The following is a 14,357-nucleotide window of genomic DNA, read 5'->3' on the forward strand; positions in this document are numbered from 1 at the left end:
GCAAAAAACCGCTGTAAAAACAGCGGTTTTTTTTACATGGTCGGACTGAGAGGATTTGAACCAGAAAAGGTAAATTTGATCGAATCGCTTGAGACGTTTTTGGTGCAGATGAAAATGATAGTAAAGACTGTTTCAGTAAAATGTAGAGCAGTTCCAAGCTTATCGAAATCCGCTTGTGAGAAGGGAGTACAATCCACATTATGGTTGAAATTCAATAAAGGAATTCAGAAATGCCATTGGACATTACATTCAGCTGGGTAAAGAGACCATAGTGGTCAAAGATAAAGCTTCAAATGAAGTGATTATAATGACGGCAACCTCAGGAGGTTGGGATGAGCACAAACCTCTTCCAAAAGGAAAGTGGGTAATAGCAGAAAATCCAAGAGGCTTTAGAGATTACTTTGCTCTTTTTTATGTAGACTCAAACATCAATGACCAGTTTTTCGATGAAAAGTGGAGAGATGGAATCAGGTTTGGTTACCATGGAGATGAAGGCAGCCATGGATGTGTAATGACGAGGCTTTATGATAAAAATGCTATTGGGCTTAGCTTTCGAGATGTTAAAGATAAAGGCCAAATGGTTTGGGACCACGTTCAAGACCTCATTCGTAAGAAGGGTCAGAAGAAAGTAATAACGTACAAAAACAACGAGATTCCTCATAAACGTGATGATACTGCATATCGATTAACGAGCTATGGTTATTTACGTGTAGTGGATTGATTGAAGGAGTCCTCAAGATTAAAAAAATTTTTCTAGCCTTTCTTGCTACTTTTCCTTTGCTATCTGATGCTTCAGTTATCACCACGGACAGTTTTAAAGTGAAATTACCGTTATTTTTTTCTGAAGTGAGCGAAAAAAATAACGACTATAGAAAGAGTTGGAGCTTCAGCTCTCAATATGGAACTTTTAAGCTGGCACAAGAGCAATGTGAAGGCTGTCTTACTCCTACTCAGGCAAGTGTAACGGAATTGCTTGGCGATTCTAGCTATAGCGACTATGGGGCGGCTATTATCAATGTTAATGGTCTAGATGGCTTCTTAGCATATGTACCCACTCGCAAACAGGTCATGCTAGTTTCTGCTGAGTTCGTGAGTAAGAATATGAAGGTAAAAGCACAGCTTGTGACTAGAAAAGGTATAAAGCCACATGAAGTTCAAATTGCAAATGTTGAGTTTATGAGGCTGCTCAACGCGATTGAATTTAAATGAAGCGATTAGTCAAAGCCTAAACGGAAAAAACCGCTGTAAAAACAGCGGTTTTTTTAACATGGTCGGACTGACTGGATTTGAACCAGCGACCCCTGACACCCCATGTTCATGCGCTTTTTGGGTGTTTTTCCTTTCTTTTACAGATGGTTATCCTATATTTTTTTGCTTTTTTTGCATGAAAATTAGGTGGAAATGGAAAAAATCATAATTGAGGAAAAACAAAGAGTTAGTAAATTGAAAACCACTGTATATTACCACCTAAATTTCGACCTCTTTTGCTGGGATTTCGTGCCACTCAATGTTGTTTGAATCGGTGTAAATTTTGGTGGTTTCAGGTCGGGAATGTGCCATTCTTTGTTGTGGGTTTTCGCCCATTTCTTGTAGCTTTTGGGCGGCTAGTCTGCGGATTTCGTGAAAGGTTGGTCTGAGGGATTTGGGAAGGTCTGAGTATAAATTGAGCTCGTCACGCACTTTTGAAAATGTTCTGCTGATGATTTTACTGGTGCACTGGAATTGGTGATCGCATTCTTTAGCGATGCCATTGGTCAGTTTATTCTTGCGGTGGACGACATAAGGGCAGATGAGTTTGTCTTTTCGAGAGCGATCAACGGTATCCTTTATGGCTTGAGTGACCGGAATAGCCACATAACTCGCTTTGCTGTTTTTGACTTTTTGTCGGTGGATATACAGAGTGCCGTATACCGTGACGCCATTTTGATGTGTGGGCATTTCAAACCACAATATCCCACATTTGCCTGGTGCCGGCTTTTTTATGCTGTACTTGATCCGGTGCAGTTCTTTTACGGCATGAGTGGATTGAAGCGCAATTTCCATTGCTGTCCTGAGAAACAGCGGGGCTTTTTGATGGATTGCCTTAAAGTCGTCTATGGTCAAATCTAGCCTTTCTTTTGACTTATCTTCAGGGCTTAACCGACGAGGTTTCTTTTGCTCAGCAACATTGGTGTTTACTGCCGATTCATCCGCGAGGTAGGCAAAAACTTTTTTCAAAAAAGACACTTTTCGGTTGTAGACGTTTTTTGACTTGTTACCAAAGTAGTGATTCAGCCAATCATTGAGATCCGTCAGTTTTATCTGTTTCGATAGCTTATGACCGAGCCACTCAATAAGACGATCGCAATCATTCAAAAATACTGAGTAGGTGTCAGGGCTCATGTTTTCTTCGTCTGAAACCCGATTTTTCACAACCGCAATCCATTCTGATAGAGGCTTATTGAACTTGTCTGTGGGTTTAATGAATTTTTGACTCTCTAAACTGAATGACTCCATTGCTCGATGTTTGGCGTTATAGGCGATAGCAGCCTGTATCGCCTGATATTCTGTTGTCCCAACAGGAAACATTTTCTTTGTTCCATCAACGCAAGTGAATCGATAGCGAACTTTTCCAGCGCGTTTCTCTACATAGAGAAAATCTGGGAAATCTTTTCTGTTTGAGTGTCTTCGTTTTGCCGCCACTATTCCGTCTCCAGAAAGTTCAGTAGCTCCTGCGTTACTGAGTAGTTATCTGCTTCAACAAGTACTAGCCAGCGTCCCGTAGGGGTTTGTTCTCCTCTAAGCTTTCCTTTTTTTATCCAGTTTGTCACCGTTTTCGGACACATACCCGATCCAGGGTAGAACTCTTCAATATAATCTTTAGGTTTCAGCTTTCTCATATTGCTATCCTCTAACCATCCTGTAGTCATTCAAAAACGCCACGTTAGGTTGCATACGCTCATCAAGAGCAGACAAAGCGGTGAGGCGTCACTCCTCAATTCAAATCTTGATCTGAAGACTCAAGCGCCCTGAGTTTAATCAACTGCTCTTTGTAGGCTTTTCTTGCCTTAGTTTGCTCGGTATTTTTTAGATGTTTTGCATCGGCCACCAATTCGGTCAACTCCCTCTCGCTTTGGGCGTGCTCAATCTTGAGCAAAATACCATCTAACGTAACCGTCTCCTCTTCCTCGGCTGAAACCCTAGGTGTATCTGCCGTCAGTTTGCTTCGAAGCCGTTCGGTTCGAGAAGTGTGTTTCGTCGGAGTCGGATTGATACTTTTTTCTTCAACAGGCTCAAGCTCGTCGGGGGTATACACCCCCATAATGACATCCGGAGTGTGTAATCTTGCCCACCGTTTTACGGCTAAATAGGCCAGCTGTTGTTTCGGATCGGATGCCCAGAGCGTCGAGTTTCTGACTTGCGCCTGCGTTAATAGCAGCTCTAATACTCGTGGTTCGTCTTCGCCTTTCAGGGTAGCCCAAGAGCGAACGCCCAGACCCTGCTCATCTTCGGGTTTCCAATTGGGTGCCTGATAGGATTTGCCGTTCCCGTTTTGCTTGGTGGCGAACTTTCCAATGACCTTGTGCCAGTCACCAAACCACTCATAGTTAATTCGGTCTTTGGTTGGAGCCATTGCAGTAACGACTGCGTTAACAAGTTGAGCTTCGTAACCAAGCGTCCCGTTCACTAAATGCGTCTTCTGCGCGACGGCGTGTGGATTCATACGCCATTGCATGGACTGAATCGTGATGGCGAGGCAGTCACCAGGACTGCCTCTGAGATGGGCTGGAATGGTCGACTTACCCGTCGCCATCAACTCTGCAAAGCGCTCAAGCCTCCCCATAAGGTCGGGGTTAAACATCATCGTAGCAACATCAAACGATAGTGAGGTGTTATCCGGTGCCGCGCTTAGCAGTGATAACTCTTGGTCAGACAATTGTACGCTCATGATAGTCTCCTTAGACTCGAAAGACTCGGCTATGTGATTCGGTAGTAAACTGTTTGGCGATAGCCGGTTCTGCCTCTTTCAGTGCTGTCGTATCGATACGCTTGCTGCTTTGCGATTTCCAGGAGCAGAGCTTTTTACCATTGTCATCAAGTAACACTTCGGCGTTATCGCCCATGAAATGCTTAATCGCGAAATCCAGTCCGCCAATGTGTCTGCTTCCGACCACAGGACCATAGGCTTCGGTTTCCAGTGCTTTGATTTGGTCTTTGATGGTTTTCAAGCGTTTGAAGGCTTCTAAGATTTCGTCGGTTGCAACTATGCTTTGTCCGTTGTCTTTTGCATGCATGGTATCCAAATCGTGGAGGTTGACGGGAGGCGGCGGTATATCCGTAATCACATGCTCAAACCAAAACGTCTTAAGTTTTTGACTGACGATGTCGACTAGGTATTTATCATGCACCATGGTGTAAATTCGAAAATCATTGCCACCAATCAATACTGCCAAATCCCAGACTTTTTTGTCACACACCATCATGTAGTGAAGCATTTGCAGCATGTAAGATTCAGGGACTTCGTCGCATTCGTCCACACACTCAAACACACCGTTTTTCTCCATATAGTCATTGCCTCGCCCCCATAGGTCGCGGTTTGCCCACTTGTCGGCGGTTTTGCATTCCAGCCCTTTCCTAGCTCCCACAATATGGCGGTCAATATTGGCACGAAGCCAAGGCATGGTCTTGTGAATGTATGGGCTATTGCGTTTTTGTACTTTCAAACCAGTGCGTCTCGTGTATTCGCGAGCCACTGTTTCTTCCAGTTCAATGCCAAAGTGCACGCGGTCATTATTGGAAAGGTCTTCTGGCTCTTCTCGCCCGGTCTTTTCCAACCAAACATCGTGAGGCGTTCGGTAGGGACAGATACCAAGAATAGCCGCTACGTCGGAGCCTCCGATACCAAAACGTCTCTGAAAATGAAAACTCTCAATATCAGTCTGTTTCATACCATTACGACGAGCCAGAATAATTAAGGATTTCACATACTCTTTGTGTATGGACGCAAGGGATACAGCATTAGCGGTAGTCATAAAAACCTCCGTATTTACGTGATTGGTAAATGGGTTCAGCAAGTTCGCTCGCCAGAGTTTCTGCCGCAGATTCAATCATGAAGTGGTAGCGTTGCCTTTGAGCGAGAAAACCTTCGGGGTTATCTCTGTTCGTAGCCAGTGCAATGCAGGTTTCACAGAATTCTTCGGTCTCGAACGCTGTCGACAAGACATCATCGAATCCCCATTTTTGACCGCCCAGATGAACACTCTTGCCACTCAGTAGCTCGCAGGTGAGTTCTTCTCTGATGATGTCTAATGCGGCATGAACCTCATCGAGCCTGTCTTGCTCAGCGAGGTAACGGTGTAAGTCCAGGGTCATGATGCAAGGTGTTTTCATGGGGACTCCCTATCTTTAGTTGTTAACTAAAATACATAATAAACATTTATCTATTTTTCAGTCAACACATAAAGGTGTATTTTTGTTTGTTAAGGAGTATAGCTAGACAAACTGGCAATAGAGTTTGGCTGAAATCCACATGATATTAGGTGGTTAGAAAAGGCTAAGAGAAATGCGGCAGTTAAAGGTGGAGGTCTGGATCACCTTCCACCTACTTGGGATTGTAACTTGTGACTAGAGGTTTACTTTTTAACTATTTGATTTAATTAGAGCATCTGACCAGAAAATACAACAGTTCCGATGATTTTGTCACCATGGTCAATGGCAATAATCTTTTCTTGCCAGTTGGTATTGATTGCCCTTAAATATTTTTGCTTTCCCTCAATCAATAGCTGCCTAAAAGTAACATCTTCGTCTGCATTTAACTTCACTACGACGTAAGAACCGTGTTGCCACTGTGTTTGACTGTCGACAAAAATAAGATCTCCATCCTTAAACTTAGGCTCCATACTTACGCCTTGAATTTTTAGTATAAAGCCTTCGTTACTAGCTGGGGCTGGACATGGATAAAATTCAAGTTCCGAAGAGTCGAGGTCTCGAATATTGGTCCACGCAGCTGCTTGCTGCCAAGTTATAAGGGGATAAAGTCCAACTATTTCAGGTCCAGGATCAACATGCGCCAAAACTTGAGGGCTACCATTTCCGTATTGTAACCAGTCAGGTTGACAGCCTAAAACTCTAGAAAGCTCAAGGATATTTCTAGGCTTTTTTGTCGTTCCGTCTTCCAATTTGTGGATTGCATTTTGGGAAACACCGATTTTCTTGGCTAGTTGCTCTTGCGTCATCCCAAGAGATTTTCGGCGTTCTTTGATTCGATTACTTATGCTCATACAACCATTCTTACAACTTTTTGTGTTGTTGACAAACCAATTTATGTGTTTTTAAATACACATAAATCTATATCAACTTCGAGAGGAAAGAACATGTCTGCGATAGAAAGATCTGCCGAATTAGTGGGTGGTCAAACTGCTTTAGCGATCGTGCTTGGTGTTAAGCAGTCACATGTATGGAATTGGATAAATCGTCGTCAGCAAGCTCCGGCAAAATATATAAGATCCATTTCCTTAGCTACATCTGGGGCAATCAGTGTAGATGACCTCCTTAAGGATCACGAAAAGCATCCATAAAGTAATCGGTATTCTAAAGACATTTGTAAAAGCAATTGACTACATAATACATTTTGAAAGGTAGGTCTCCAATGATTAGCAACAAACATCGCTTGAGGATACTGAACAAACACATATCACTGTGGCTTGAAAGAAATGGAATCTCTCAGTTACTTATTGCTCAAAATATTGTGGAGCAATTTTCACAATTGGGTTTGAATAAGTCACTGCAGATAGAGGAGATTTCCTTCATGGATGCGGAGGATGTCTTTACGAATGCAGACACTAACCGGCAAAAGATTTTTCGCTGGCTAGGAGTTGCAGACAATGGCACTAAACGCTCACCCGCCCGCCTATTTTTTGTTGAACAAGCCATTGTTGCCGCCATGCCTCTTGACCTTCGTATTTCTTACCTAAACGAAGTCTACGACATCCCTGGTTTATACATTGGTGTCAGTCCCATCAAAATGAATGACGAGCTTTGTTGTTCGACAATTGCCGCATCTCTCACGAAGGAAAACATGGAAGCTCAAATTTCAATGATCGAGCTTGAAGGAAGTCCTAAGTCAATCCCGTTAATTCGGAAAACACATAAGGAACTCAGAGAGTCTGTAGCAACATCGCTCGCGGCTATCAACTTACTTGAAGAGCGTCATCCTGAACTCCACTCAAATCAGCAGAATACAGAGGGGGCATCATGAACCATGTAATTGGCAAAGAAAATGTCTTAAATTTTCCTGAACGCGAAAATGAAAGCAAAGAAAGGTCTATCTGCACATCTGGATTCTTTAGTATTTCTAATGGGCTGGCAGACAAATTATGCAGTACCCGGTTAAGTGACCAAGAGCATCGTGTTCTGTTTGCTGTGATGAGAAGAACCATTGGATACCACAAGTTAGTGGATTGGGTCTCTCTTGAACAGCTTCACGAGATGACCGATATCAAAAAGCCTAATTTGAGTAAGACTATCAAGACCCTTTTAGAAAGGCGAATTCTCATAAGAGAAGGGCGGAAACTGGGTATCAATCCGACGGTATCGGAGTGGGTAGACAAAGTCAGAACGTTATCCAAACAGATAACAAAAGTTATGCCAACAGATAACGATTGTTATGCCGATAGACAACCCTGCCAAGTAAAAAAAATTATGCCAATGGATAACGCTGTTATCCAAACAGATAACAATTGTTATGCGGATAGACAACCACAAAAGAATACAATATTACAAAATACAAATATAAAAAAAAGAAACAAAAAAAAGACTCTCAAACCTCCAGATCAAAAATCAACAAACCCACCTGCTGTGGATTTTTCCGTATTCGAAGGCATCACTTCAGAGCAGATCTCAGAACTCAAACGGATCCGAAAAGCCAATAGGGGTGGTCCCATTAGCCAGCGTGTCGCTAACCAGCTTGCGAGAGAATTTATTCGGGCAAGGCAATACGGATTTACACTTGATGACTGCCTGACTGAATGGGAAACACGAAGTTGGAAGTCGTTCAAAGCTGCGTGGGTTGCCCCGAAAGAGCGCTACCATTCAAAGCCTTACCCAGACTTTCACAGTGGTGACACCAGTTGGGCAAAAGACCTGGGCTGGTAGTGGGAGGCAGGCATGAAAAACGTTACTCAACTGAGCCAAGAATACCGCCAAAACCCTAAGCGGTTTACAGACAAATACGCTCCCAAGCCTTCATCAACCCAATCGATTGAGGAGGCGGCGGCTCAGATTGTCAACACCCTGTTTGCGGAGCTCCAGTCGATTTTTCCATCTTGGCGACACGCATTGCCGGATGATGAGACTTTGGCCCGAACCAAGAAAACCTGGACCAAGGCGTTCATCGAGAATCAGATTGTGACGCAAACCTTGCTGCAACAGGGACTCCGCAAAGCCCGAAGCCACAAGAGCCCATTTTTCCCGAGCGCAGGCGAATTCATTGACTGGTGCTGTGGAAGTCCAGAGCAACACGGTATCCCTGACGTTCGCAGTGCGTATCTGGAAGTTTGCAGACATGCCTCTGACCCCACTAGGTGTAATTGGACACATCCAGCACTATACGTCATGGGAAGCAAAACTGGGTGGGATGCACTGAAAACCCGTTCAGAGAAATACACATATCCTATTTTTCAGAGTCAATACCAAAAGATTTTAACGCGAGTAGCAAGAGGGGAAACCTTTACCGATTCTGTTCCCAAACCGCTACCAGACAAACTTTTGAAAGCACCGCTGAGCCGAGAGAAATCCATTGAACGTATTCAGAGTCTTCGTGACAAGTATGGGTTTCAACAAAGGGGCGGGGATATCAGCAATGATAACTAATTCAAGAGAGCTGTGCTTTCGTACATTTGATTGAAAGATGAACAATATCCGCTTTCACACCAGATAGTCGACATCATAAAGAGCCTAAGTCTTGATAATACAATGAGTTGCATGATATTGTTATGTGTGTGAATGAATATTATTGCCCCCCTGTGGATGAATTATTCAGACATTTTGTCCGATAATAATTGTTCTGTAAAAAGAGGAAAACTATGTTTCATTGGAAGAAAGAAAAACATCCGCAGGTCAAGCATACGATCGTCTATTTTGATACAGACAAAGATACAGCTGGGCGCTTTGAATCTAGACATAGTACAAACAAGCGTTTGGACATAGAGGTATGCAGTAACATTAGTGAATTATTGAGTCGAATTGATCAGCACCCAACTAAGCCAATAGATTTGATATTAATTGATTTCTATTCAAAACTCCCAGTGTCGCAATGTTCTGAACGTGAAGTGGAAAGTTACAAATCAAATTTAGAGCCAGAGAAGGCAAGTATTACTGAAGTCATAATGGACTTCCAAAAACACAAAGATCATATTAATCAACAAATAGATAAGGTTTGGTTACGTGAAGGGCTAAACGCTGCAGACACTCTGATAGATTACTTTGAGTATAAACAAATTGATGATATACAAATTGGAATGTATTCAATGTTGGGGCGTAGGCTTATAGCATCCAAAGATGCATCACGCTTGCAATCAAAAGGTGTGGTTTGGGTATGGAAGTCTAAAGATGGCCTACTTAAGGAATGTGCGAACGACGCACAGCTGACTACAGTCTCAGAAGAAGCTGTTGCTAATTCTGAGTTCGACTCTATTCACAGTGCTATTCTTTCAAAAAAGCTAAGAGGCATTAGAGTTTCTGAAGTAATAGATGATTTAAAAGATGCTAGAACTTCTCACTTGCTTACTTTGTTTGCTCTAGTTATTTCTTTGATATTTAACTTTTCAAATTTCGACTTTGGTATCGGGCATTTAGACTGGTTTGGTTATATATCTGCGTTAATTGTCTTGTTTGTGTCTATAAAAGGGGTGTACAAGACACTAAGTAAACTCAAAGCACTATCAAGTAGGAATTTTACATAACACATATGAGCCTTCCGCCTGTAAATAGGCAATAGCATTCTCTTGGCTGCGATAGCAGCCAATAGATCTCACACAACATAGCTATCCACTTCGTTTTGTCATTTCGTTCATGAATGTGCGCCTCCACCTTCGCGCCAGATAGTCAACGTCATAAAGTGCTTAAGTCTAGTATGAGCAATTAATTGCATGGTATTCTAATGGAGTGGTCAGAATGTTATTGGGCACCCTGAAGATAAATTATTCAGACATTTTGTCCCATAGTAATTGTTATGTACTTAGAGAAAAACTATATATATTTGAGGATGCAATGAGAGCAGTAGTATTGTGGCTTGCTTTAGTTTTGGTGAGTCACCCCGCATTTTCTAGTGAAAAGCATCAAGCTCTTCAGGGATTAGGTAAGTTAATTAAGTCTAGCGATGTGATTAATGATACGAGTTCGAAAGAAACAACTAGAAGTTCAATGTTGAGCAAAGACTTCGTGTTATATCGATGTGTTCTTTCCGAGTTAGAGCGACAAGGACAATATAGCAATGACAACGCAATTGTTGCTGTAATGACTAATAAAACGAGGATCATCAGTGTTACATCTGAAATTCAATATTGGATACTTGGTTTAAGTAAGGCTGCCCATTCAGGATATTCTCAAATATGCTCATCAGGTCAGTCTAATGAAGTATCATTAGTTGTTTCAGGCTTTCTCCAAAGCTCTCAGTTGTACGAAAGACTGGCAATTTTAAACGAACATGGTTGGCGTGAACCATGGCAACCAAAATAAACGAAACACGTACATAACAAACGGCTCAAGCCGACCGCTAACGCGTGGCACTTTTGGTTTGCAGTAATAACTGTGTTTAGGGCGCAATGCGGTAGCCGTTGTATTGCGTTGGCAGCGGCTTAAGCTGGTGTTATGTTTCCCTTTAAAATTAGTAGATTCAGAGATAATGATAAATAACAAAGACATTCTTAATAAATTTAGCTTTGTAATCGCAGCACTAGCATTTCTTGTGACAAGCTATGGTGTATGGGAACAAGTTAGAGACAAGAACCCCGAGATTAAGGTATCAACCATTGTTCAGGACAAAGTGACTGATTTAGCGAACATAAAAGGGTTAGTAGCTTCATATTCTTTCAACGGGGAATCAATCAAAGACCTTTGGAAAGTAAAAGTTAGACTCCAAAATGTAGGGGAAAAAACCATTATTGGTAAAGGTTCTAAAAGTGATTTAATAAAGGGAGTATTGGAGTTCTCATTTCCAAAAGGCTTTAGGATCATTGACTTGGATGAAACCAAGGATCTTGTTCGGGCAAAGCTCGAAACATACGATAGTAACTCATTCTATGTTGAGTTCGATCAGTGGCAAAGTGAAGAATATATAGATGTTGAACTGTTCCTGGAACAAATGGACTCTTCACCGAAATCTCCAAAAATCATGCTTGCATCGAGAAGTCTCATTGATGGTAACTTCAACTTATCAAAGGAAAATCCTTTGGATGTCGTGAAGCAAAAGTCACTACTGAACTTGCCGACACCACTAGTTGAACTGTCTTCTACATTCGTCGCTTACTCAAAGTCGTTACTATTCGTGCTGCTCCTATACATCGTTACCGCTGGGCTTAAAGATTGCCTAATCTATTTTCAATGGAAAAAAATGCACAAGGCTAATTTTGATGCACATGTAGACCAATTGTTTTCTGACTTTGACGAAGAGAAGTTTAAAGATATTTGCAAGCTTTACAAAGATGACCCTAACAAAGCTCCTGACTGGGTGTGGGAGGAGTTTTCGGATGAAAGAGTAAGTGGGACGGCCTTATTCGCAACAACAAGACCTACGGTGGTATTTTTCATTGTATCGTGGTTGTTTGTATTGGCTACTGTAGTTTCGGTTGTAGGGTAAACATAACAAAAACATCAAGTTGACGCGTTTTACTCGGCGGTTTTGGTAAGGAGAACGGTGTGCTTTTCTGGTTCAATGAGGCACACCTTATTGCAACTATTATACGTAAGGAATAAAAATGGAACTAGAGCGAATATATGCACTCTATGGAGCTTCAAATTCCGGAAAAACATCAACTCTAAATCAGCTAATTGGCATTCTTAGAGAGAATGCAGAAGAAGTAGTATTAGACGAAAATGTTGGTGGTACTGATCATAGGGCTGTGTTCTTAATCAAAGATAAGTATGTAGGTGTTTCGACTCAAGGGGATTGTGAATCTCATGTGGAGAGTCATTTAGATGTGATTGAGCCACTTTCCAACATAATTTTTTGTGCGACCAGAACACGAGGTGGAACTTGTCATCATGTAGCTGAACGTTTTGGCAATAAACTAACTTGGGTCCAAAACTTTGGTATATACAATAAGAAGAAATATGCCTTTGACAATAGTGCTTTCATTGAAGCTAGTTATTCGTCAATAGGGAAAATGTTGTTTACGCTTGTGCCTTAAAATTTATACATAAAAAGCATTCAATCAGAACCTCAACATGTGGCATTTTTGGTTTGCAGTTAATTTAGTGGTTAAGGCGTAGTGCGACGTGTTGTTTTGTTCGTTGGTTGCGGTTTAAGCTGGCGTTAGGTAAATAGGGTAAATTGAGATGGAAGAAATCGTTGAAGTCGTAAAAAGTGCTCCCAAAATAGTTGAAGAAGCATATTCTGATGGGGTGTCAAACACCTTGAAAGAAGCAAGTAAAATAGGCGTGGATGCCGCTAAAACTGTCCGGCTTATGTTATTTCCATTGCAATTTGGAGCAATGGCACAAGAACGGTTAGCCAAGTACATTTCTGGGTGCATCAATCGAATCCCAGAAAGTAATCGAATTGACCCCTCAGAATCGCTGGTTTTGCCAATTGCAGATAAACTCAGGTACCATGAAGAGACTAACCCTTTAACTGAAGTTTATTTAAACCTTATGTCTAGAGCCATGGATAGGGAAAGGGTTGGAGAGGCTCACCCTGCATTTATTGATATCATAAGCCAGTTATGTCCTGATGAAGTTTTGCTATTAAACCAAATTGGTAAGTCAAAGCACCTGTTATTGTATATGCTTGATGGTCGTATCGAAGCCTATAGTTACTCTGCAATTGCTAGTTACTTGGAGTCCTTAGACATACCACCACAAGCAAAAAAATCGCTAAAGATTTATGCTTTTGACCGCAATTCTATAGCTCAGCCAGAACTACTTACAACGCTTTTGGAGCACCTAGTATCTTTGGGGCTGGTTAACTATGACGTAAACCTGTTTGAACGCGAAGAGTTTTCTGTTCTTAAGGGGTTTATTTCTTACCCGAAGCATTATCTTCAAAGACCGCAACTTACAAAGTTTGGTAAACTGTTTTTTAAAGCTTGTGTAAAGTGTGAAAAATTTGCCTAACACTTATGAGCCTTCCGCCTGTCAATGGGCAATAGCATCCTATTGGCTGCGATAGCAGCCAATCCATCTCGAACACAAAGTCATCTACTTAGTTTTGTCATTTTGTTACGAATGTGCGCCTCCACATGCTTCTATTTATATACGCATTTGTGCATATTTGCTAAAGTAGCCAGCAGCTTAGGACAAGTGACGGATTTGCGGAGAATGATTTTGCCGTTGGAGTCAACGACGTGGATGCTAAAGTGTTTTTTCGCTAAGTCGGTACCGCCAAAATAAGAACAATTAAACTTGCTGCCTCCAGTGTTAATCGAAACCACCTTAATGTGGCAGATTCTAGGGAGGGAGAATTGATGTCATTCGTTAGCTCATGATTGGTAACTGGAGATAAATAAAATTGATCGATAAATTGACTGGATTAACAGATTATTTTAGAAAAATACCTGCATCCTTTTTGGTGGCAATTGTTTGTGTATTAGGTCTGATTCTATTTTTACCTAACGATATAGCAGTAACGCTTGCTGTTGATGGTTTCAGAGATGATTACCGAGTTTTCCTTGGTCCTGCTTTTTTGCTTACGTTTTCATTTTGTGTTGCGCGAATATTTATATTTCTTATGAAAAGGCATAGACAGAAAAAGAATTTAAAGCATAAACAAGATTCATTACATCAGCTTACTCCTGAGGAGAAAGGTTATTTAATTCATTACATCGAGAATGAACAGAATACCATATATGTGGGTGTTGATGATGGAATAATGGCAGGTTTAAGAGCGAAGGGCATTACTTATTTGGCCGCAAATATGGGTGATGCATTGAATGGCTTTGCATTTAATCTTCAAACTTGGGCTCGTGATTATTTATCCAAAAACCCACAACTCTTAAATGGCTATGTAGGTCGTCCGATGACACCGAGAGAAAAATTGCATGCAGGTTGGTAGTACGTTCGTTTGAGTTAATAAGGTTATCTGACGTGTTACGTTCTTCAGTTTTGGTGAGTTCATCGTGGCACACCTTATTGCAAGCGCTATGTGGTAATAGACATAGTTT

Annotated in this window: 18 protein-coding genes; 12 read left to right on the forward strand and 6 right to left on the reverse strand. The window is 41.6% G+C overall.

The features are described from left to right. Positions 1-271 precede the first annotated feature (271 nt). Together Q8W40_RS24295 and Q8W40_RS24300 are read left to right on the forward strand one after the other, a co-directional pair. On the forward strand, positions 272-721 hold the full coding sequence (locus Q8W40_RS24295) for a hypothetical protein (protein WP_305400948.1): 450 nt from the start codon (positions 272-274) through the stop codon (positions 719-721). Then, positions 718-1,209, forward strand: a complete 492-nt coding sequence (locus Q8W40_RS24300) for a hypothetical protein (protein WP_305400950.1) — start codon at positions 718-720, stop codon at positions 1,207-1,209. Before Q8W40_RS24295 ends, Q8W40_RS24300 begins: the two co-directional genes overlap by 4 nt. Before the next feature lie 258 nt (positions 1,210-1,467). On the opposite strand, the gene Q8W40_RS24305 is transcribed toward Q8W40_RS24300, so the two are convergent. From Q8W40_RS24305 to Q8W40_RS24330, 6 genes are all read right to left on the reverse strand, one after another. Then, complete coding sequence (locus Q8W40_RS24305) at positions 1,468-2,682, reverse strand: tyrosine-type recombinase/integrase (RefSeq protein WP_305400952.1); 1,215 nt, start codon at positions 2,680-2,682, stop codon at positions 1,468-1,470. Beyond that, positions 2,682-2,879 (reverse strand): hypothetical protein, encoded by a 198-nt coding sequence (locus Q8W40_RS24310; protein WP_022612936.1) that lies wholly within the window; start codon positions 2,877-2,879, stop codon positions 2,682-2,684. The genes Q8W40_RS24305 and Q8W40_RS24310 overlap by 1 nt, the downstream gene beginning before the upstream one ends. A gap of 95 nt (positions 2,880-2,974) precedes the next feature. Further along, positions 2,975-3,928 carry a RecT family recombinase gene (locus Q8W40_RS24315; protein ID WP_305400954.1) on the reverse strand — a complete coding sequence of 318 codons (954 nt, stop codon included), beginning with the start codon at positions 3,926-3,928 and terminating at the stop codon, positions 2,975-2,977. 10 nt (positions 3,929-3,938) lie between these two features. After that, positions 3,939-5,012: a YqaJ viral recombinase family nuclease gene (locus Q8W40_RS24320; RefSeq protein WP_305400956.1), complete on the reverse strand. Its 1,074-nt coding sequence runs from the start codon at positions 5,010-5,012 to the stop codon at positions 3,939-3,941. Next, a complete protein-coding gene (locus tag Q8W40_RS24325; protein ID WP_305400957.1) occupies positions 4,999-5,370 on the reverse strand; it encodes a hypothetical protein in 372 nt (123 codons plus the stop codon). The genes Q8W40_RS24320 and Q8W40_RS24325 overlap by 14 nt, the downstream gene beginning before the upstream one ends. 266 nt (positions 5,371-5,636) lie before the next feature. Continuing rightward, the gene (locus Q8W40_RS24330; protein ID WP_305400958.1) at positions 5,637-6,260 is read right to left on the reverse strand and encodes a LexA family protein; all 624 of its coding nucleotides are present in this window, start codon (positions 6,258-6,260) and stop codon (positions 5,637-5,639) included. Between the two features lie 93 nt (positions 6,261-6,353). Here Q8W40_RS24330 and Q8W40_RS24335 point away from each other — a divergent pair, with 93 nt between their 5' ends. The 10 genes from Q8W40_RS24335 (at position 6,354) to Q8W40_RS24385 (ending at position 14,248) form a co-directional block, all read left to right on the forward strand. Then, positions 6,354-6,557, forward strand: coding sequence for a YdaS family helix-turn-helix protein (locus tag Q8W40_RS24335; RefSeq protein ID WP_104401793.1), 204 nt, complete (start codon positions 6,354-6,356; stop codon positions 6,555-6,557). 71 nt (positions 6,558-6,628) lie between these two features. After that, positions 6,629-7,237 (forward strand): toxin YdaT family protein, encoded by a 609-nt coding sequence (locus tag Q8W40_RS24340; RefSeq protein WP_305400959.1) that lies wholly within the window; start codon positions 6,629-6,631, stop codon positions 7,235-7,237. Continuing rightward, positions 7,234-8,133 carry a replication protein gene (locus Q8W40_RS24345; RefSeq protein ID WP_305400960.1) on the forward strand — a complete coding sequence of 300 codons (900 nt, stop codon included), beginning with the start codon at positions 7,234-7,236 and terminating at the stop codon, positions 8,131-8,133. Before Q8W40_RS24340 ends, Q8W40_RS24345 begins: the two co-directional genes overlap by 4 nt. 12 nt (positions 8,134-8,145) lie before the next feature. Then, entirely contained in the window at positions 8,146-8,850 is a 705-nt protein-coding gene (locus Q8W40_RS24350) for a replication protein P (protein ID WP_305400962.1), read from the forward strand. A 212-nt stretch (positions 8,851-9,062) separates the two neighbouring features. Continuing rightward, positions 9,063-9,941, forward strand: a complete 879-nt coding sequence (locus Q8W40_RS24355; RefSeq protein ID WP_305400964.1) for a hypothetical protein — start codon at positions 9,063-9,065, stop codon at positions 9,939-9,941. A 211-nt stretch (positions 9,942-10,152) separates the two neighbouring features. Continuing rightward, positions 10,153-10,716, forward strand: a complete 564-nt coding sequence (locus Q8W40_RS24360; RefSeq protein WP_305400966.1) for a hypothetical protein — start codon at positions 10,153-10,155, stop codon at positions 10,714-10,716. Positions 10,717-10,882: 166 nt separating this feature from the next. Beyond that, complete coding sequence (locus Q8W40_RS24365; RefSeq protein WP_305400968.1) at positions 10,883-11,836, forward strand: hypothetical protein; 954 nt, start codon at positions 10,883-10,885, stop codon at positions 11,834-11,836. A gap of 118 nt (positions 11,837-11,954) precedes the next feature. Further along, positions 11,955-12,386 (forward strand): hypothetical protein, encoded by a 432-nt coding sequence (locus tag Q8W40_RS24370; protein ID WP_305400969.1) that lies wholly within the window; start codon positions 11,955-11,957, stop codon positions 12,384-12,386. A gap of 148 nt (positions 12,387-12,534) precedes the next feature. Further along, a complete protein-coding gene (locus tag Q8W40_RS24375) occupies positions 12,535-13,311 on the forward strand; it encodes an Abi-alpha family protein (RefSeq protein ID WP_305400970.1) in 777 nt (258 codons plus the stop codon). 394 nt (positions 13,312-13,705) lie between these two features. Then, positions 13,706-14,248 carry a super-infection exclusion protein B gene (locus Q8W40_RS24385; protein WP_305400972.1) on the forward strand — a complete coding sequence of 181 codons (543 nt, stop codon included), beginning with the start codon at positions 13,706-13,708 and terminating at the stop codon, positions 14,246-14,248. The last annotated feature ends 109 nt before the right edge of the window (positions 14,249-14,357 follow it).

This window comes from Vibrio penaeicida (genome assembly GCF_030689305.1).
GTDB classification, from domain to species: domain Bacteria; phylum Pseudomonadota; class Gammaproteobacteria; order Enterobacterales; family Vibrionaceae; genus Vibrio; species Vibrio penaeicida_B.